Annotated in this window: 15 protein-coding genes; 2 read left to right on the top strand and 13 right to left on the bottom strand. The window is 61.0% G+C overall.

Annotated features, from left to right (window positions below; genetic code table 11):
- Positions 1–43: 43 nt before the first annotated feature.
- The 3 genes from murC to ftsW form a co-directional block, all read right to left on the bottom strand.
- Positions 44–1,441, bottom strand: coding sequence for a UDP-N-acetylmuramate--L-alanine ligase (murC, locus tag TL5118_RS03020; protein WP_058243862.1), 1,398 nt, complete (start codon positions 1,439–1,441; stop codon positions 44–46).
- Positions 1,438–2,550, bottom strand: coding sequence for a UDP-N-acetylglucosamine--N-acetylmuramyl-(pentapeptide) pyrophosphoryl-undecaprenol N-acetylglucosamine transferase (locus TL5118_RS03015; protein WP_058243861.1), 1,113 nt, complete (start codon positions 2,548–2,550; stop codon positions 1,438–1,440). The genes murC and TL5118_RS03015 overlap by 4 nt, the downstream gene beginning before the upstream one ends.
- Positions 2,551–2,688: 138 nt before the next feature.
- Positions 2,689–3,855, bottom strand: a complete 1,167-nt coding sequence (ftsW, locus tag TL5118_RS03010; protein ID WP_058243860.1) for a putative lipid II flippase FtsW — start codon at positions 3,853–3,855, stop codon at positions 2,689–2,691.
- A gap of 219 nt (positions 3,856–4,074) precedes the next feature.
- Here ftsW and TL5118_RS03005 point away from each other — a divergent pair, with 219 nt between their 5' ends.
- The gene (locus TL5118_RS03005) at positions 4,075–5,268 is read left to right on the top strand and encodes a BaiN/RdsA family NAD(P)/FAD-dependent oxidoreductase (protein ID WP_058243859.1); all 1,194 of its coding nucleotides are present in this window, start codon (positions 4,075–4,077) and stop codon (positions 5,266–5,268) included.
- A 21-nt stretch (positions 5,269–5,289) separates the two neighbouring features.
- Here TL5118_RS03005 and TL5118_RS03000 read toward each other — a convergent pair whose 3' ends face one another.
- The 10 genes from TL5118_RS03000 to mraZ all read right to left on the bottom strand — a co-directional run bounded on the left by TL5118_RS03000 (position 5,290) and on the right by mraZ (position 16,146).
- Complete coding sequence (locus TL5118_RS03000) at positions 5,290–6,084, bottom strand: hypothetical protein (RefSeq protein WP_058243858.1); 795 nt, start codon at positions 6,082–6,084, stop codon at positions 5,290–5,292.
- 81 nt (positions 6,085–6,165) lie between these two features.
- Positions 6,166–7,569: a UDP-N-acetylmuramoyl-L-alanine--D-glutamate ligase gene (murD, locus tag TL5118_RS02995; RefSeq protein WP_058243857.1), complete on the bottom strand. Its 1,404-nt coding sequence runs from the start codon at positions 7,567–7,569 to the stop codon at positions 6,166–6,168.
- 167 nt (positions 7,570–7,736) lie between these two features.
- On the bottom strand, positions 7,737–8,273 hold the full coding sequence (locus TL5118_RS02990) for a hypothetical protein (RefSeq protein WP_242601719.1): 537 nt from the start codon (positions 8,271–8,273) through the stop codon (positions 7,737–7,739).
- Between the two features lie 201 nt (positions 8,274–8,474).
- A complete protein-coding gene (gene mraY, locus TL5118_RS02985; protein ID WP_058243855.1) occupies positions 8,475–9,557 on the bottom strand; it encodes a phospho-N-acetylmuramoyl-pentapeptide-transferase in 1,083 nt (360 codons plus the stop codon).
- Between the two features lie 2 nt (positions 9,558–9,559).
- A complete protein-coding gene (locus TL5118_RS02980) occupies positions 9,560–11,002 on the bottom strand; it encodes a UDP-N-acetylmuramoyl-tripeptide--D-alanyl-D-alanine ligase (protein ID WP_058243854.1) in 1,443 nt (480 codons plus the stop codon).
- Positions 10,999–12,483 carry a UDP-N-acetylmuramoyl-L-alanyl-D-glutamate--2,6-diaminopimelate ligase gene (locus TL5118_RS02975; protein ID WP_058243853.1) on the bottom strand — a complete coding sequence of 495 codons (1,485 nt, stop codon included), beginning with the start codon at positions 12,481–12,483 and terminating at the stop codon, positions 10,999–11,001. Before TL5118_RS02975 ends, TL5118_RS02980 begins: the two co-directional genes overlap by 4 nt.
- 38 nt (positions 12,484–12,521) lie before the next feature.
- On the bottom strand, positions 12,522–14,306 hold the full coding sequence (locus TL5118_RS02970) for a peptidoglycan D,D-transpeptidase FtsI family protein (protein ID WP_058243852.1): 1,785 nt from the start codon (positions 14,304–14,306) through the stop codon (positions 12,522–12,524).
- Positions 14,303–14,650, bottom strand: coding sequence for a cell division protein FtsL (gene ftsL, locus TL5118_RS02965; protein WP_058243851.1), 348 nt, complete (start codon positions 14,648–14,650; stop codon positions 14,303–14,305). The genes TL5118_RS02970 and ftsL overlap by 4 nt, the downstream gene beginning before the upstream one ends.
- The gene (gene rsmH, locus TL5118_RS02960; protein WP_058243850.1) at positions 14,650–15,642 is read right to left on the bottom strand and encodes a 16S rRNA (cytosine(1402)-N(4))-methyltransferase RsmH; all 993 of its coding nucleotides are present in this window, start codon (positions 15,640–15,642) and stop codon (positions 14,650–14,652) included. Before rsmH ends, ftsL begins: the two co-directional genes overlap by 1 nt.
- A gap of 3 nt (positions 15,643–15,645) precedes the next feature.
- Positions 15,646–16,146, bottom strand: coding sequence for a division/cell wall cluster transcriptional repressor MraZ (gene mraZ, locus TL5118_RS02955; RefSeq protein WP_082626312.1), 501 nt, complete (start codon positions 16,144–16,146; stop codon positions 15,646–15,648).
- Between the two features lie 837 nt (positions 16,147–16,983).
- On the opposite strand from mraZ, the gene TL5118_RS02950 reads away from it, so the two are divergent.
- Positions 16,984–19,209, top strand: coding sequence for a DEAD/DEAH box helicase (locus TL5118_RS02950; RefSeq protein WP_058243849.1), 2,226 nt, complete (start codon positions 16,984–16,986; stop codon positions 19,207–19,209).
- Positions 19,210–19,324: the final 115 nt, after the last annotated feature.

Below are 19,324 nucleotides of genomic sequence, written 5' to 3'. Positions count from 1 at the left end.
TGTCAATTGTTAGTCAGCCCCGGTGCTGCAATCAGCCCGGAGATCAGCCCTGCAAACGGGCCGGCAGACCATTGGCCCAGGCGGAAATCGTACCGGCGCCAAGGCAGACAACCATATCGCCCGGCTGCGTCTGTTCGCGCACCAGACGCTCAAGATCATCCTCAGACAAGACGCTGCGGGCATGACGATGGCCATGGCGGATCAGACCGGCAACCAGATCTTCATGGCTGGCGCCTTCGATCGGCTGTTCACCGGCGGCGAAGACCTCGGCAATGCCGACCACATCCGCCTCATTGAAGCAGGAGCAGAACTCCTCAAAGTGATGGCTCAACCGGGTGTAGCGATGCGGCTGATGAACTGCGATCACGCGGCCCTCGGTCGCCTGACGGGCGGCCTTCAGAACGGCGGCGATTTCGGTTGGGTGATGGCCATAGTCATCAATGACGGTGACCCCGTTCACCTCACCCACGCGGGTGAAGCGACGGTTCACCCCCTTGAACCCGGCCAGCGCCTCGCGGATCTCATCGCCCTTCATGCCCAGATGGCGGGCCACAGCGATGGCAGACAAGGCATTGGATACATTGTGATCGCCCGGCATCGGCAGGGTGCAGCCCTCGATGACCACATCTTCGCCCTGCAGCGCCACATCGAAAATCGCAGCGCCTTTTTCATAGCGCAGGTTGATCGCACGCACATCGGCCTGCGCGTTGAACCCGTAGGTCACAACGCGGCGGTCGGTGATCTTGCCCACCAGCGCCTGCACATCCGCATCATCGGTGCAGCAGATCGCCAGCCCGTAAAAAGGAATGCCCGAGACAAATTCATAGAACCCCTGATGCAGCGCCTCTTCGGTGCCCCAGTGTTCCATATGTTCCGGGTCGATATTGGTGACGATGGCGATGGTTGCTGGCAAACGGTTGAAGGTGCCGTCGCTTTCATCTGCCTCAACCACCATCCAGTCCGAGGTGCCGACACGCGCGTTTGAGCCATAGGCGTGGATGATGCCGCCATTGATCACGGTCGGATCCACCCCGCCCGCATCCAGCAGCGTCGCTACCATGGTGGTCGTTGTGGTCTTGCCGTGGGTGCCGGCAACCGCAACGTTGGATTTCAACCGCATCAGCTCGGCCAGCATTTCAGCGCGGCGCACCACCGGCAGGCCCAGACGGCGGGCCTCATCCAGTTCCGGGTTGCCCGGTTTGATCGCGGAGGAGATCACAATGACCTCCGCGCCCGCCAGGTTTTCCGCCTTCTGCCCAACAAAGATCTTTGCGCCCATCTCAGACAGGCGATCGGTGATTTTTGAGGCCTTCAGATCACTGCCCTGCACTGTGTAGCCATGGTTCAGCAACACCTCGGCGATGCCCGACATGCCAATGCCGCCGATGCCAACAAAATGGATCGCGCCCACATCAACGGGGAGTTTGGTTGCTGCATTCATGACGTGCCTTTCCGTGCCTTCCCGGCCTCTGCCAGCGCTTCGACCATTTCGCTCAGCTCTTGTGCGGCATCCGGCTTGCCCTGCGACAGCGCCGCCTGCGCCATCAGCGAGGCGCCTTTTGCATCGCCAAGAACCAAGGTTATCTGCTCGGAAAGCGCGGCAACTTCAAGCCGGTTTTCCGGCACCAGGATCGCGGCGCCCGCATCCACCAGCCCACGGGCATTGGCGGTCTGGTGATCGCCGGTTGCCGCGGCAAAGGGGATCAGCACCGAGGGGCGGCCGATCACGCTGATATCTGCCACCGAGGACGCGCCCGAGCGCGAGATCACCAGCTGCGCCTCACTCATCCGGCGCGGCACGTCGTTGAAAAACGTCTGCACATCCGCCGCGATGCCATGTTCTGCATAAAAGGTGCTGACCCGTTCCAGATCTTCTTCGCGCGCCTGATGCGCCACCCGGATGTTGCGCAGGATCTCCACCGGCAGCTCCGCAATGGCCGCGGGCACCACATCTGACAGGATCCGTGCGCCCTGGCTGCCGCCAATGACCAGTAGCTCCATCGGGTAATCACCCGGCGCGATATAGCCGGCCCCTGCCCGCTCCATCACCGCGCCGCGCACCGGATTGCCCACGTGGTGGCCCTCCACCCCCTCAGGCAGCGCGGTCGGCCAGGTGCCGCAGGCCACCGCATCGACGCGTTTGGCAAACAGCTGATTGACCCGGCCCAGTACCCCGTTTTGTTCATGGATCATCCGGGGCCGCCGCAGCAAAGTGGCCGCCGCCAGCGCCGGGATCGACGGGTAGCCGCCAAAACCCACCACCACATCCGGCTTGTCGCGCAGCATCCGCGCCGACATGCCCAAAATCCCACCAAGGATCCGAAACGGCACCAGCGCCTTGGCCAGCACGCCACCACGCGCAAAGGTGGCCGAGGAAACCTGTTCAATCTCAACCGTATGCGGGAAGCCACCGGTATAGCGCGCCCCACGCGCATCGGTCGACAGTTTCACCCGCCAGCCCCTGCGCAGCATCACCTCTGCCAGGGCCTGTGCCGGGAACATGTGCCCGCCGGTGCCCCCTGCCGCAATCACCAAAAGCGGTGCCGCCATCTTCTGCCTCCTGCCCGGCCCATCACGGGGCCAGATATTCCGTCACATTCCGTTTGGGGCCGCTGCCAGATCGGTCGGCAGGCCCCGAAGCATTGTCTTTAGAAGAAAAGCCGCGCCTTTGGAAAGCGCCCTCTCCCCTCAGCGGCGATGGCCACGCAGAATGTCGCCGATCTGCCCCTGTGGCCGCGTCCGGGTGAAGGCCAGCAACATGCCGACGGCAATCCCCCCCGCAATGATCGAAGACCCGCCATAGCTGACAAACGGCAGGGTCATCCCCTTGGAGGGCAAAAGCCGCACCGCCACCCCCATGTTGATCAGCGCCTGTACCGAGAACATCGCCGCCAGACCGGTGCCGGCCAGGCGAATGAACGGATCGCGTTCCTTGATCAGCCGGTAGAAGGACCGCATCACGATCAGCGCGTAAAGCGCGATCACGATCAGCACCAGCACCAGACCGTATTCCTCAGCCGCAACCGCAATGATGAAATCGGTATGGGCATCCGGCAGCGACCATTTCACCTGGCCCTCACCAACACCCACACCAAAGAAGCCGCCTTCGCGGATCGCATTGGTGGCGTAGCCAATCTGGGTTGTCGGATCGATGTCGGGGTTCATGAAACCGTCGATCCGGCGGGCAAAGTGTTCTGAGTTGTGATAGGCAAAGGTGCCCCCCAGAATGACCAGCCCTGCCATACCAACCAGCAGCATCATTGGCGCACCGGCGACAAAATACATCACCCCCCAGCCAAACAGGATCAGTGAGGCCTGACCAAAATCAGGCTGCTGCGCCAGCACCACCGCAATGCCAAAGGTCAGCAAAAAGGACCAGAGCCGCCCCGGCGGGCCATTGATTTCCTGACTGGCCGCCAAGAGCCAGGCGGCCACCACAATGAAGCCGGGTTTCAGAAACTCCGACGGCTGCAGGGACGCAAAGCCAAGCGAATACCAGCGCACCGCGCCTTTGCCAAAATCAGTGCCAAAAAACGGCAATCCCAGCACCGCGATCAGCGCGCAGACAAAGCCGATCACCGCCAGCCGCCGCACCAGCTGCGGCGACATCATTGAGGTGACAAACATCACCAGCAGAGCTAGGCCGCCAAAAAACGCCTGCCGCTCCACATAGTGAAAGGGCTGAAACCCGTTTTTTTCCGCCAGCGGCGGTGAGGCCGCAAACCCCAGAAGCAACCCGATCCCAAACAGGATCAGAATGCAGGAGACGGTCAGCTTATCCAGCGTCCGCCACCACTTCGGAAGAACCGGTTCCCCTTCCCGCACGGGGGTGGAACCATGCACCATTGCTGTCATGGGATACTACTCTTACTGCCTCGATCACTGCCCCTTTTCGGGGTCTGACTGCATGATACCGCGAAAGCCGCAATCAGGCTAGGGATATTCCCGCGCGCTGCACAGGCTGTGCTGTGGGCGCAAGATGTCCCTTTCAATGATCCGATAAATACTCCTATCCCTCCCTCCCCATGCGTCAGATCACTTGCAATTTTGTGCCCAGTCAGGCACCCCGCGCCCATGCAGAAATCCAGCCATTATAAAACCGTGATCCTTGGCGCCGGTGCCGCCGGTATGATGTGTGCGATCCACGCAGGCCCCGACACGCTGGTGCTGGACCATGCCAAAGCCCCGGGCGAGAAGATCCGCATCTCGGGCGGCGGGCGCTGCAACTTCACCAATATGTACGCGGGCCCGGAAAACTTTCTGGGCGGCAACCCGCATTTCCACAAATCGGCGCTAGCCCGCTACACCCAGTGGGATTTCATCGACATGGTGGCGCGCCACGGCATCGCCTATCACGAAAAGACGCTGGGCCAGCTGTTTTGCGATGACAGCGCCAAACAGATCATCGCTATGCTGCTGGATGAAATGGCCCGGGCTGGCGCCACGCTGTGGCTGAAAACCACCATCACTGAGGTTGCCAAAACCGAAAGCGGCTTCACCCTCAGGATCGAAAGCGAAGGCAAGCGCAAGACCGTGACCTGTGACGCGCTGGTGCTGGCCACGGGCGGCAAGTCGATCCCCAAGATGGGCGCCACGGGCCTCGCCTATGATCTGGCGCGTCAGTTCGGCATGGCGGTCACCGACACCCGCGCCGGGCTGGTGCCGCTGACCTTTTCTGACAAACGCTTCGCGGACATTTCAGGCGTCTCACTGCCAGTGCGCGCCACGGCAGGCGGCAAAAGCTTTGAGGAGGCGCTGCTGTTCACCCACCGCGGCCTCTCCGGCCCGTCGATCCTGCAAATCTCATCTTACTGGCGGGAGGGGGAGGAAATTTCACTGAACCTGCTGCCAGCCTCCGATCCCTTCACCTTTCTGCGCCAGGAGCGGCAAAAGGCCGGTCGCAAACAGCTCAGCAGCGCGCTCAGCCCGCTGCTGCCCGGTCGTTTGATTGACCACCTCAGCGCGGATCTGGGCCTGAAGGCGCGGCTGGCTGACCAATCCGATTCTGCTTTGCGGACCTTGTGTGACCAGCTGACCAACTGGCGGCTGTTGCCCTCAGGCTCCGAAGGATATCGCACCGCTGAGGTCACATTGGGCGGCGTCGATACCGACGGTCTGTCCTCCAAAACGATGGAAAGCAAAACCGTCCCCGGCCTCTACGTGATCGGTGAGGCTGCAGATGTCACCGGCTGGCTGGGCGGCTTCAACTTCCAATGGGCCTGGTCATCGGGCCATGCGGCGGGCACAGCGATCCGGGTGCGCGGGTGATCGCCCCACGCCCCCGCAGTTTTACTCGTAAAGTTTCAGCAGATCCGTCGCGAGGGCCGGGCCCTGATCCGGCGTCATCAACGGCTGGAAATAGGCCGCAGACTGGCCGAGGCATTGTTCACAAATCCCACCACCGCCGAGCTCCAATGTCTGCTGGCACAGGATCATCGTGCAAATCTCGGGGATCTGGGTGCCGACGTGAACAGGAACATCCCGCCAGTCCCCGGTCAGTGTGATGTCTTTGGAAATTGCGCTGAAATCCGTTCCGGCCGCCAGTTTTCCCAGAACCGATTTATTGAACCCTGACTGCTCCATGAACTTTGCCGCCAAATCACGGTCCCCACGGCCGGCAGCAATATCGACAACCCCGATCGTCGGGACGACGGCATTTGCCCCCATGTCAAAGTTAAAGACCTGAGACTGCAGAAACTCCTGCCCGTAACAGGGCATATATTCAACACCGTCTGGTGGTGTGGCGTCAGGACCGCCCGCCAATTTGACCTGTTCAATACAGACCTTGATTGTCTCATCCTGATGGGTGTTCAGGTCAGCAATCAGTTGCTTCATCTCCTGCGATGCATCGCCTTCATTTGGGCTGCGATACATGATCAGGGCCGCGTTGTCCTTGGCACGATTTGCAAAGGCCTCAATACTGGCCATCGGCAGCGGATCACAGGCCGGGTCCATTTCACACCAGGTCAGCGGGGTTGTTATGCCGATCTGATCGGTATCAATGGTGACGAACCCCATCTCCGCCGAAGCGGAAGTTGCCGCCAGAAAAAGGGCACAGGTGATCGAAAGACTTTTCTTAAACATAGCTTTCTCCAATCCATAAAATAATGGAGAAAGCCTTGCAGCTCAGCGGTCACCTGTCAAATCACCCCAGTGCGATCAGGGTCAGCGGGATAGTTGTTTTTCAACCTCGGCGATGAAATCCTCACCGCGTTTTTCGAAGCTGTCGTATTGGTCAAAGCTGGCAGCGGCTGGGGCCAGAAGCACGGTATCGCCGGGCTCGGCATCCGCACTGGCGCGGGCCACGGCTTCGGCCATTGTGGTGCAGACCTCAGCCTCACAGCCCTCAAGCTGAAGGGCGAAATTGGCGGCTTCGCGGCCGATGACATAGGCTTTGGTGACATGGCGCAACGCGGGTTGCAGCGCCTCCAGGCCGCCCTCTTTTTCCAAGCCGCCGCAGATCCAGCGGATGTTGTCAAAGGCCTGCAACGCCTTCAGCGCCGCATCGACATTGGTCGCTTTGGAATCGTTCACATAGGACACACCGTCTTTTTCGCCCACCCGCTGGCTGCGGTGCGGCAGACCGGCAAAGCTGTGGAACGCATCCTCGATCAGACGCGGCGCCAGCCCCAAGGCGCGACAGGCGGCATAGGCGGCGCAGGCGTTTTGATGGTTATGCGCGCCGGGCAGCCCGGGCACCTGGCGCAGGTCGATGGATCCGGCCTGACATCCTTTGCGGTATTCGCTGAGGAACCCTTTGCGGGCAAAGACGTTCCAGCCAGGCCCGCTGAGTTTCCCCGCCGCAGAAATCCGGATCACCCGATCATCCGCCGCGCCATGGGTCAGCTGGTTGACCATATAGCGGCCCTCCGCCTCATCCACGCCGATGATGGCGCGGTCCGGCCCACCTTCGGCAAAGAGGCGACGTTTGGCAGCGAAATAGCCGCCCATACCGGCATGGCGATCCAGATGATCCGGGCTGAGGTTGGTAAAGACGGCAATGTCAGGCGTCAGCGCGCGCGCCAGATCGGTCTGGTAGCTGGAAAGCTCCAGCACCACCACGCCGCCATCCTCAGGTGGGTCGATATCCAGGACACCGCGCCCGATGTTGCCGGCCAGCTGCGCGGGTTTGCCTGCCTCGGTCAGCACATGATGGATCAGGGCTGAGGTGGTGGATTTGCCGTTGGAGCCGGTTACGGCCACAACACGCGGCGGCTGGTCATACATGTCCCATTCGCCTGACCCGAAGGAGCGGAAGAACAAGCCGATGTCATTGTCGACCGGCACGCCAGCCTCCCAGGCGGCGGCGATCACCTTGTTCGGGTTGGGGTAAAGATGCGGAATACCGGGGCTGACCACCAGCCAGCTGATCCCCTCAAAAGCACTGTTGCGGCTGAGATCGCGGATTTCGAACCCTTCCCCCTCAGCCCGTTCACGTGCGGCGGCATTGTCATCCCAGCAGACCGGCGTGGCGCCCCCGGCCTCCAATGCGCGCGCCGCCGAAAGGCCCGACCGGCCCAAGCCCAACACCGCAACCGATTTGCCCTCAAAACCCGATACCGGAATCATACACGCCCCCATAAACTTGCTTTGTTCAGCGCTACCGAATTATGCCCAACTTTGCCAGTGGGGGATTGTGTGGGGGGAGGATGGATGGGTGGTGGAGGGACGGAATGGGACCAAGAGCAAAAAGCTCTCTAAATTGGGGACGCACCTTTTTGCGAACCACCCAGAAACTAGACCGTAAGGCCCATCACATCTGCGACACCCCAAGTGAAACACGCCTTCGGTTCTGCATCATCATGATCGCAAAACTTGAAGGCCTCAATTTGCTCGGCCTCAACGTCCGGCAGATCTACACTGAATTCAGTTTTGCCTAACGGATCAATCCATATCGATGTTTCTGTGAAGTGTTCATTTTCTTTTCCCTCCTCATCGAAAATACTTACCGAAATCTTTACCCAAGTGGTGACATGATCTGGTGTCTTGTTTTCAAGTGTGCCTCCCCAGCCCAAGCTTCCTTCGATCATTCTTGGTCCGGCACGCCCTGTCGCGTGGTCTTGTCGAAATAAACGTTTTTGAAACGTGCTTACGCATGTTGTTCGGATTGCATCGTCAGAGAGAAGTTCACTATCCGAATAGTCCATGCAACTTTCAACGCCCTTTAAAGTGCCTTTTTGCGTTGCCTCATTTATTGTCCGCTGCACAGGCTCTATGCCGATGACCAAAGCGGCAACAAGACCCAGCAATCCAACAATCACGTAGTTTTTCAATAGCTTTGCCTCCATCAATCTAGGCGCACGCTATACTAGCCCAAATGATGTCTGCAATGAGGAGTTGAATAATAGAAGTAAGAACCCGCGACCAAAAGCAGCTTTGGGCTTGAACAGTCGTTACAGAAATGGAGATCCGCGGTAGTTACGTACGAGCGCCCCCTCCCCGCATAAAAAAGCACCCCGTGGGGTGCTTTCTTTTTACCGCACTTTCAGCGTGGCGAGGCCAATCATGGCGAGGATCAGGGCGATGATCCAGAAGCGGATCACGATCTGGGGTTCGGCCCAGCCCTTTTTCTCATAGTGGTGGTGGATTGGGGCCATCAGGAACACGCGTTTGCCGGTGCGTTTGAAGTAGAGCACCTGAATGATGACACTCAGCGCCTCAACCACAAACAAGCCACCGATCACGGCCCAGACAATCTCATGCTTGGTGGCCACGGCAATTGCGCCCAAGGCACCGCCAAGGGCCAGCGAGCCGGTGTCGCCCATGAAGACAGCCGCAGGCGGGGCGTTGTACCACAGGAAGCCCAGGCCCCCGCCGATGAGGCCCGCGACAAAGATCAGGATCTCCCCGGTGCCCGGCACGTAATGCACATCCAGATAGCTGGTGAAGTCAACGCGGCCCACTGCATAGGCGATCACCCCCAGCGCACCAGCTGCGATCATCACCGGCATGATCGCCAGACCGTCCAGACCATCGGTCAGATTGACCGCATTGGCGGAGCCCACGATGACGATCATTGCAAAGGGAATGAAGAAGTAACCCAGATAGAGCAGCGTGTCCTTGAACACCGGCAGCGCCAGTTGGTTCTGCAGCGTTTCGGGGTGATACATCGTGGCCCAGTAGCCCGCGATGCCCGAGATCAGGAACCCCAACAAGAGTCGCACCTTACCGGGCACACCTGCGGTGTTCTGTTTGGAGACTTTGGCAAAGTCATCAGCAAAGCCGATGGCGGCAAAGCTCATGGTCACAAAGAGCACCAGCCAGACAAAGGGATTGTCCAGACGCGCCCACATCACGGTGGAGGTCAACAGCGCCCCAACGATCAGCAGCCCGCCCATGGTCGGCGTGCCGGCCTTTACAAAATGACCTTCGGGGCCATCATCGCGGATGGGCTGACCTTTGCCCTGTTTGCGGCGCAGCACGTTGATCAGCGGCTTGCCAAAGAGGAAACCAAAGATCAGCGCTGTCATGAAGGCGCCACCGGCGCGGAAGGTGATGTAGCGAAACAGGTTAAAGAAGTCGCCACCGTCCGAGAGTTCGGTCAACCAATAGAGCATGCTCAGGCCTCTTGTTCAGATTGGGGCGCGGCATGGCCCAGTTTTCTTATCGCGTCAACAACCTTGGAGACTTTTGCCCCCTTAGACCCCTTAACAAGCACAACATCGCCGGCATCGATCAACCTATGGGCGCGATCGGCCATGGTTTCGGCCTCTTCGACCCAATCGCCACGGATGCTGTCCGGCAACCTGGCCCAGAGGCGGTTCATCCGCGGGCCGACACAATGGATAAGGTCAATGCCGTCAAGGAAGGGCAGATCCGCCACCGCCTCATGCAGGGCCATTTCCTCTGGCCCCAATTCCAGCATGTCGCCCAGCACCGCGATGCGGCGGCCCTTTTCGATCCGGCCCAGACCGTCCTGCGGTTTGGCTGCGGCCAGCACTTCCAGCGCGGCCACCATGGATGTGGGGTTGGCGTTGAAGGCGTCATCGATCAGCTCAATCGCCTGTTCGCTCAGCACCGGGTCCAGCTGGATCCGTTCACGCTGCCCACGGCCCGCAGGCGGGGCCCAGCGGGCGAGATCGGCGGCGGCCAGCGCCACATCAAGTTTCAGCGCATCGACCACGGCCAAAACGCCCATGCCGTTGACGGCAAAATGGCGCCCCGCGGCCATGATTTTGTAAAGAACCGGCAGATCGCCCGCCTGCCCCTCTGCCACGGTGACGGTGTCAATCAGCGACAGTTTGGTGATCTGATAGGCGTTGCGCTCAGCTTCCCCAAACAGCAGGGTTTCTGCTGCCCTCTCATCCGCTTTGGCCTCGAGGACAGCTGCCGTATCAAGATCGCCGTTGCTGACGGCCACGCCGCCCGGCTCCAGCCCGTCAAAGATCGCCGCCTTTTCATGCGCGATGCCTTCGATGTTCTCAAAAGCCTCTAGATGAGCGGCGGCAACCGTGGTGACCATAGCCACATGAGGCCGGGCCATCTGGGCCAGCGGGGCAATTTCACCGGGATGGTTCATGCCAATTTCGATCACCGCAAATTCGGTGTCGGCCGGCATCCGCGCCAGGGTCAGCGGCACGCCCCAGTGGTTGTTGTAGCTGGCTTCGGCCACATGGGTTTTGCCCTGCGCCGACAAGACATCGCGCAGCATTTCCTTGGTCGAGGTTTTGCCAACGGACCCTGTGACGGCCACCACCTGCGCCGCAGTGCGCAAGCGCGCGGCGCGCCCCAGTGCTTCAAGCCCCGGCAGCACATCGTCAACGATCAGCAGCGGCGCATCCTCAGCCACGCCCGGTGGGCGGTGACTGACCAATGCGGCGGCAGCCCCTTTTTCCAGCGCTTGCGCAACGAAATCATGGCCATCGCGGGCGGCCTTCAGTGCGACAAACAGATCACCGGGCTGAATGGTGCGGGTGTCGATGGACACACCGGTGACCTGCCAGTCGCCAATCGCCTGCCCGCCGGTGGCAGCGGCGGCCTCAGTTGCGGTCCAAAGGGTCATGCCAGACCTCCATCCAGGGCCGAAACCGCAAGGCTGGCCTGTTCCACATCATCAAACGGGTACACCACATCGCCCACGGTCTGGCCTGTTTCATGGCCTTTGCCGGCAATCAGCAGCGCATCGCCCGGCCCCAGCGCATCGATGCCGCGCAGGATCGCCTCGGCCCGGTCGCCAACCTCAATTGCATTGGGGCAGCCCAGGAGCACCTCCTGGCGGATAACGGCGGGATCTTCGCTGCGCGGGTTGTCATCGCTGACAATGACCAGATCCGCGTTTTCGGCGGCGGCCTGCCCCATCAACGGGCGTTTGGTGCGGTCACGGTCGCCCCCCGCGCCCACGATCACCACCAGCCGGCCCATCACATGGGGGCGCAGGGCCTTCAGCGCGGTTTCCACCGCATCCGGCGTATGGGCGTAGTCCACAAAAACCGCCGCGCCGTTTTCACGGGTGGCGGCCAGCTGCATCCGGCCACGTACGGTGCCCAGATGCGGCAGGGTTTCAAAGACCGCATCGGGATCTTCGCCGCAGGCAATCACAAGACCCGCCGCCAGCAAGACGTTTTCGGCCTGAAACCCACCGATGAGCGGCAGGCGGCAATGGTGCACCTTGCCACGGAAGGAAAACCGCAGTTCCTGCGCGGTGGCGTCAAAACGCTGCCCCTGCAGCTGCAGATCACAGCCGGGCGTGCGACCAACGCGGATCACTTTTTGGCCACGTTCCTGAGCCAGCCCCAGAACATCCTGCCCGCGCGGGTCGTCGACATTGACAACCACGGTGCCCTCTTCGGGTAAAACGCGGGTAAAGAGGCCGGCCTTGGCGTTAAAGTATTCTTCAAAGGTCTCGTGATAATCCAGATGATCCTGGGTGAAGTTCGTGAACCCTGCCGCTTTCAGCTGCACCCCATCCAGACGGCGCTGCGCCAGCCCGTGGGATGAGGCCTCCATCGCGGCATGGGTGATGCCCTCAGCGGCGGCTTTGGCCAGGGTGCGGTGCAGCGTCACCGGCTCTGGCGTGGTGTGGTTGAGCGGCGCGGTCCAGGCGCCCTCTACCCCGGTGGTGCCAAGGTTCACCGCCTCTTCGCCCAGTTCCATCCAGATCTGGCGCGCAAAGGTCGAGACCGAGGTTTTGCCATTGGTGCCGGTAACCGCAATCATCGTGCCCGGTTGGGCGCCGAACCATAGCGCCGCGGTATAGGCCAGCGTCTGGCGCGGGTCTTCGGCGATCACAACGGCGGCTTCGGCGGCATCCAGCGCATCACGGGCCATCGCAGCCCCTTCGGCATCGGTCAAAACCGCAACCGCCCCCTGGTCCAGCGCCATCGGGATGAAGCGGGCGCCATGCACCTGCGTGCCGGGCAGCGCGACAAACAATGCCCCCTCTGACACGGCGCGGCTGTCCACACAAACATCTGAAATCACTGGATTACGCCCAGCTGCGGCGGTCAGCCCCAGATCTGTCAGCGTTTTGCCCTGCTCTGCCATCGCGTGCCTTTCCCGGCTGATCTCTGGCCCTGTGCCAGTTAGTTCGACGTCAGGGTTATATCAGCCAGCGGGGTGGGTTCAATCTCGGGCCGCATCCCGAGGAGCGGCGCGACGCGACGGATCATTTCGGCGGCCACCGGAACGGCCGTCCAACCGGCGGTGCGGCGGGGTTCTTCGCCCGAGGTTTCCACCGGTTCGTCCAGCGTCACCACCAGCACGTATTTCGGATCATGCGCCGGGAAGATTGAAGCGAAGGTGGCAATCACCTTATCCTCATAATAGCCGCCACCCTGTTCCTTGGGCTTGTCCGCGGTGCCGGTTTTGCCGCCCACCGCGTAGCCTGCCACCTCGCCGAAGGAGGCGGTGCCTTCGGTCACTACCTTGCGCAGCATGGTCCGGCTGGCGGCGGCCACGGCGGCAGACATCACCCGTTCCCCGTTTTGCGGCCCGTCCTGTTTCAACAGGGTCGGTTTGACCACGGTGCCGCCATTGGCAATCGCCGCATAGGCGGCGGCCAGATGCATCGGGGTGGCCGAAATGCCGTGACCGTAGGAGATTGTCATGGTCGACAGCTCAGACCAGTTTTTTGGCAACAGGGGCTTACCGCCTGAGGCCTCGGTCAGTTCAACAGGGGTGGCCTGCAACAGCCCCAGACGGCCCAGGAAATCCTTCTGCCGTTCGGTGCCGATCTGCTGTGCCACCCGTGCGGTGCCGATGTTGGAGGATTTCACGATGATCTTGGTCAGCGACAACTCATTGCCGTAATTACGGAAATCGCGGATCTTATGTTTGCCCCAACGCAGGGGACCACGGGTGTCAAACACCGTGTCCGGGTTTGCCAACCCCAGTTCCATCGCCTGCGCGGCGGCAAAAATCTTGTAGGTGGAGCCCAGTTCATAGACGCCCTGCACCACGCGGTTGAACAGCGGGCTGTCACTGGCGTTGCCTTCCACCAGCGGACGCGGACGGTCATTGGGATCAAAATCCGGCAGCGACACCATGGAGATGATTTCACCAGTGTGCACATCCAGCAGGATCGATGCCGCCCCTTTGGCGTTCATCAGCTTCATACCGCCGTAAAGCACCCGTTCGGCTGCTGCCTGCACGGTCAGGTCTAGCGCCAGTTCCAGCGCCTGGCCGTCATTGGCAAGGCTGCGCAGTTCTTTGTCAAAAAGCCGTTCAATCCCCGCAACGCCGACAACTTCGGCTGCCTGCACGCCTTCGCGGCCAAAGGTGGTGCCGCCCATGACATGGGCCGCCAGCCGACCGTTGGGATAAAGCCGCATTTCACGCGGGCCAAACAGCAGCCCCGGCTCGCCGATATCATGTACCGCCTGCTTCTGCTCGGGGCTGAGCGTCTTGCGCACCCAGAGGAATTTCTTTTTGCCGGTGAAGGCGTTGAGCAGCTTTTCTTTTTCCAGCTCAGGGAAGATGCGCGCCAGTTCGGTGGCGGCATGTTCCGGCTCAATCATGTCCGGCGGCACGGCATAAAGTGAAAAGGTTTCCAGATTGGTCGCCAGAATGCGGCCCTGCCGGTCCACGATATCGGCCCGTTGCGCCACGATGCTGGACCCCGAGGCATTGGCGCGCGGCTCACTCGGCTCCGTCGCGGCAAGGGTCGCCATCCGGCCGCCAACCGCCATGAACGCGCAGGCAAAGAACAGCCCCAAAACCAAAAGGCGCCCCTCAGCACGGCTGCGGGCGCGGTCACGCATATCCTCATGGCGCTGGCGGATATTTTCCCGCTCAATCGCGTCGGGGTTTTCCCCCAACCGGCGCGCTTCAAGGATCTGGGCCAGCGGACGCAGCGGCGTGCGGATCATCTGAGCGCCTCCATGTTGGACACCTCGATGGCATCAGAAATGCGCAAGGTGGCAGGCTCGGGCGGGTAGCTGACCTGATCGGCATTGCCAAACTGTTCAGGTGACAGCGGCAACAGACCCAGACGGTCAAAGTTGATGTCCGCCAGATCACGCAGGCGATCGGGGCGGTTCAGATAGGCCCATTCGGCCTTCAACACCGCAAGACGCGCCCGCGCCTCCCCGATGGAGCGCTGAATATCTTCGCTTTCGGCCAAGGCGGCCTGGGTGCGGTAATTTTCGCGGTAGGCCCAATAGGCCGAGGCCATAACGGCCAGAGCAGTCAGAATATAAAACACAGAACGCATTACTTTTGACCCTTCAACATGGGCATGCCCAGACCTTTGCGGTCACAAGGACCGGCCGGGGCGTCGGTGCGGATTCCCACCCGCAGTTTGGCCGAGCGGGATCTTGGGTTTTCCGCCAGTTCCTGATCGTCCGGCCCAATGGCCTTTTTCGATTTCAGCGTAAATTGCGCCGGATCGGCTTCTTGCATCGGCGCGTAGCGGTTGGTCGTCTTTGCCCCGCCAGACCGCTGCTGGAAGAAGCGTTTGACCATCCGGTCCTCAACCGAGTGGAAAGTGACAACGGCCAGCTGCCCGCCGGGTTTCAACGCCCGTTCTGCCGCTTCCAGCCCTTTGATCAGCTCACCATATTCGTCGTTTACCGCGATCCGCAGCGCCTGGAACGACCGGGTCGCCGGATGGCTCTGCCCCGGTTTTTTACGTGGCAGGCAGCCCTCAATGATCTCCGCCAGCCGCAGCGTGGTGGTGATCGGCGCAGCGGCGCGTTCTTTCAGGATGGCCTTGGCAATCCGGCGGCTGGCGCGTTCTTCGCCATACAGGAACAGGATATCAGCCAGCTCCGTCTCACTCGCCTCATTCACGATATCCGCAGCCGAGCGCCCGTCCTGCGACATGCGCATATCAAGGGGGCCGTCCTTCATGAAGGAAAAGCCACGTTCCGCCAGATCCAGCTGCATTGAGCTGACACCAAGGTCCAGCACAACACCGTCCAGATCGCTGGCATAGTCATCAAGGCGCGAAAACACCCCCTGAACCAGCTCAATCCGGTCGCCATAGTCGCCGACCCAAGGGGCCGCCAGTTCAAAGGCCAGCGGATCGCGGTCCACACCGTAGACCTTGTCAGCGCCCGCCTTCAGCAATTCGCGCGTATAGCCACCCGCACCAAAGGTGCCGTCCAGCCACAGGCCAGAAACGGGTGACACCGCCGCAATCAAGGGGCGGATCAGAACCGGAATGTGAGGAGCATCATCAGAGGGGTGGACCGCATCGGTCATGGTTTATTCCCCTCCAGCATTATCCAACAGGGTCAATGGGTCGAAGTCATCCGGCATTTCATCCAGGAAGGCGTCGATCTCAGCATTTTCAACGTCGTCGTAGGTGGCGGCGTTCCAGATCTCAAAGTGATCGCCCATCGCCACCATCACCGCCTCACCTTCCAGACCAATCTGGGTGCGGCGTTCTTTGGGCAGGACGATACGGCCGTCGCGGTCCACTTCGGTTTCCCAGGATTTCCCGAGGATCATCCGGCTGGCCATCTGGCGCTCTCGGCCACGCGGCATGTTTTTGATGTCGGCTTCGATCTCGGCCATATCCTCGATCGTGTAAGCCTGCAGCTTGTTTTTCAGGTGCTGACCATAAAGGACCACCATCCGCGGATTGGGGTTTTCAGGATGCGCGGGATCACCAGCCTCGAGCACACGGCGAAAATCAGCAGGGATCGACATCCGACCCTTGCTGTCAACCTTCTGGCTGAACTCGCCTCTGAAACTCAGACCCACTGTCCTGGCCCGTCCTCTCTGTTGCCTTTCGGCGTTTTGCCCCTGACCTCCCCGAGGCCAGAAAGCGAAACGGCGAATTGAGCTGCTGCCACTGCCCAATTCGCCGCCCTCGTCCCGCTTTGCGGGTTTGTCCAGCTGCGCGCGCCACCTGGGGGGATGTCTGCTCGCCCGCGCGCCGGATCTCAATTTCGATGAAGCGGGTGCCTGTATGAAACCTGACTCGGATCTTTTTATTTAGCGGGGTCTTGTGCCCCTTGATCCCGTCCTCATCGTGTAAACATGAATCGCATGGGAAAGCATGGAACGCAACAGGAATTTTTGGGATTTAGCTGCCGACTTGACTCTCAAAGAGAATCGGCCCATCGAAAATTCACGAAAAAGATACTACAAATTGGGATGAGTGATCGCACAGATCACCATATGTAGACAAAATACTCTGCCCAAATTTTTTCCCATTTTTTCCCATTTTGGGTCACGCCTGATGCCGATCCGGGCACGGGAATTTGGCCTGAGATCCGCAATTTCTCGAAAAACCCTTAAAAACAGGGCTGAATGCCGATGCAAGTGATTCGGGTGCGGCATGCGCCCTATCGCTTTCCCAGTCAGATTCCATGTTTTCCCAGACGGGCCATAGTTTCCCAGATTTCCCCAGGCCGCGCCCCGTCGGCGCCCCATCTGCACCCTGATCCCTAGATCTGGTGGCGCGCTGTGACGTCGCTGCATGGCTGGTTTGCCCAGAAATCCCTTTCCCTTTGTGGTAAAAGCTTATACCTGCCGGTTCTTCACACGCGCATGCCCGCGCCCGATCTGCCCGATAGCGGGCCAAAGGATGACTTCATGACCCTGCCCTCAGAACTTCACCCGGCGCTGGCCGGCGCGCTCACCGCACGCGGCTATGACACGCTGACACAGGTTCAGCAGGAAATGATGGATCCTGAACGCGCCACCAAAGATATGCTGGTGTCGGCGCAGACAGGTTCAGGCAAAACCGTGGGCTTTGGTCTGGCGCTGGCCCCGACCCTGTTGGAAGAGGGCGACAGCCTGCCGCCGGCCAGCGCGCCGCTGGCCCTGATCATCGCCCCGACCCGCGAACTGGCCCTGCAGGTGCGCCGCGAATTTGAATGGCTCTATAGAGAGTGCAACGCGCGTCTGGGATCCTGCGTGGGCGGCATGGACATGCGGACCGAGCGGCGCAACCTGGAACGTGGCACCCATATTGTGGTCGGCACCCCCGGCCGTCTGCGCGACCATATTGAACGCGGCAGCATCGACCTGACCCAAATCCGCGCCGTGGTTCTGGACGAAGCGGATGAGATGCTGGACATGGGCTTTGCCGAGGATCTGGAACTGATCCTTTCTTCCGCCCCCGAAGAGCGCCGCACCCTGATGTTCTCGGCCACCGTGCCCAAAGGCATCGAACGCCTGGCCAAAAACTTCCTGTCTGCGGATGCAGAGCGCGTGCGCACCATTTCGAACACACCGCAGCACGCTGACATTACCTATAAGGGCTTCAGCGTCATGCCGCATCAGGTGGACGCGGCGGTGATCAACACCCTGCGCCTGCATGAGGCGGAAAACGCCATTGTCTTCTGCAACACCCGAGTAATGGTCACCCGGCTGACCGCCCGCCTGTCAAACCGTGGGTTCCAGGTGGTGGCGCTCTCAGGCGAGCTGACCCAACAGGAACGCACCAACGCGCTGCAGGCGATGCGTGATGGTCGCGCCCGGGTCTGTGTGGCCACCGATGTGGCGGCGCGTGGTATTGACCTGCCGAAACTGGATCTGGTGGTCCATGCCGAACTGCCCAGCAACTCGGAAACGCTACTGCACCGCTCGGGCCGGACCGGTCGTGCGGGCCGCAAGGGTGTGTCGGTGCTGATCGCCACGCCGAAAGTGCGCAAAAAGGCCGAGCGTCTGCTGGGCTGGGCAAAACTCAGCGCCGAATGGGGCGATGCCCCGTCGGCTGAGGCCGTGCGCGCCGCAGATCAGGAACGTATGCTGCAGGATCCCGTCTGGGACGTTGCAGAGGAAGACCGCCACGAAGCCGTGGCGCAGTTGACCGAGAAATTCAGCGCCGCGCAGCTGGCACAGGCCTATCTGGCCCTGCATGAGGCCCGTCATTCGGCGCCCGAAGAACTGGCCCCGGTCACCGACCGCAAGGACCGCAAGCGCGAACCGCGCGTTGAACTGGGCCCCTCCGGCTGGGTCAGCCTGTCGGTTGGCCGCAAAGAACGGGCCGAGCCGCGCTGGCTGTTGCCGATGCTGCTGCGCTCGGCCGATCTGACCAAGGATGAGATTGGCGCGATCCGCGTGGCCCGCGATCTGACCTATGTGGAACTGGGCGAAAAGGCGCGTGCGCGCTTCCTGGACCAGATCGGCGATGGTGGTGAGATGGAAAAAGGCGTGCGTGTGGCCGCAGTGGATGAACTGCCGGACCTGCCCAAGCCCGAACCGCGCAAACGGTTTGACGACGATCGCAAACCTCACCGCAAAGGTCCGCGCCGCGATGATGATCGCGGGGAACGTCGCGACCGCAAACCGCGCGAAGATCGCGGTGAGCGTGAGGATTGGGGCGCGCGCAAGAACCCAAAACAGATGGCGAAGGATTGGGAAGACAACCGCGACGGTGCGCCGAAGCGTGAAAAGCCCCAATACGACAAGCCGAAACACGACAAACCCAAGTTCGACAAACCCAAATCAGACAAGCCGCGGTTTGAAAAGCCCAAGCGCGACCCCGAGGTGCATGACCACGCCAAAAAGCCCCCGTTCCGCAAATCTGAGGATGGTGACCGCAAACCCCGCCATAAGAAAGGTGGGGCCGAGGGAAAACCGGCGGGCAAACCCGCCGGCAAGTCCGGCTTCAAAGGCAAACCCAAGGGCGATTTCCGCGATGGCCCCAAAGGCGATTTCAAAGGCAAGGGTAAGCCCGGCGGCAAACCTGCCGGCAAGTTTGGCAAACCGGGCGGTAAGCCCGCTGGCAAATCAACTGGCAAACCGGGCGATCGCCCGAAATACAGCGGCCCCAAACGTGGCCCCAACGCGGTGCCACGCCGCAAACCTTAACTGATCCTGACAAGGCCCCGCTCAATTCCTGACGGGGCCTTTTCTTTGACCGCCCCCAAGGGCAGCTGCGGCCCAAGGACCACAGGTAGCATCTGCTCGGCCCGTCCAAGGCCCA

The organism is Thalassovita autumnalis, from assembly GCF_001458255.1.
Lineage (GTDB): Bacteria > Pseudomonadota > Alphaproteobacteria > Rhodobacterales > Rhodobacteraceae > Thalassobius > Thalassobius autumnalis.
Note: the sequence above shows the minus strand (reverse complement) of the source record. Positions and strands in the feature narration are given on the sequence as shown.

Excerpts from the sequence above, each read along its gene's own strand:
- TL5118_RS02970 (WP_058243852.1), bottom strand. The coding sequence starts at position 14,306 with ATGATCCGCACGCCGCTGCGTCCGCTGGCCCAGATCCTTGAAGCGCGC.
- ftsL (WP_058243851.1), bottom strand. The coding sequence starts at position 14,650 with ATGCGTTCTGTGTTTTATATTCTGACTGCTCTGGCCGTTATGGCCTCG.
- mraY (WP_058243855.1), bottom strand. The coding sequence starts at position 9,557 with ATGCTCTATTGGTTGACCGAACTCTCGGACGGTGGCGACTTCTTTAAC.
- TL5118_RS03005 (WP_058243859.1), top strand. The coding sequence starts at position 4,075 with ATGCAGAAATCCAGCCATTATAAAACCGTGATCCTTGGCGCCGGTGCC.
- TL5118_RS03015 (WP_058243861.1), bottom strand. The coding sequence starts at position 2,550 with ATGGCGGCACCGCTTTTGGTGATTGCGGCAGGGGGCACCGGCGGGCAC.
- ftsW (WP_058243860.1), bottom strand. The coding sequence starts at position 3,855 with ATGACAGCAATGGTGCATGGTTCCACCCCCGTGCGGGAAGGGGAACCG.
- murC (WP_058243862.1), bottom strand. The coding sequence starts at position 1,441 with ATGAATGCAGCAACCAAACTCCCCGTTGATGTGGGCGCGATCCATTTT.
- TL5118_RS02975 (WP_058243853.1), bottom strand. The coding sequence starts at position 12,483 with ATGGCAGAGCAGGGCAAAACGCTGACAGATCTGGGGCTGACCGCCGCA.
- rsmH (WP_058243850.1), bottom strand. The coding sequence starts at position 15,642 with ATGACCGATGCGGTCCACCCCTCTGATGATGCTCCTCACATTCCGGTT.
- TL5118_RS02950 (WP_058243849.1), top strand. The coding sequence starts at position 16,984 with ATGACCCTGCCCTCAGAACTTCACCCGGCGCTGGCCGGCGCGCTCACC.
- murD (WP_058243857.1), bottom strand. The coding sequence starts at position 7,569 with ATGATTCCGGTATCGGGTTTTGAGGGCAAATCGGTTGCGGTGTTGGGC.
- TL5118_RS03000 (WP_058243858.1), bottom strand. The coding sequence starts at position 6,084 with ATGTTTAAGAAAAGTCTTTCGATCACCTGTGCCCTTTTTCTGGCGGCA.
- TL5118_RS02980 (WP_058243854.1), bottom strand. The coding sequence starts at position 11,002 with ATGACCCTTTGGACCGCAACTGAGGCCGCCGCTGCCACCGGCGGGCAG.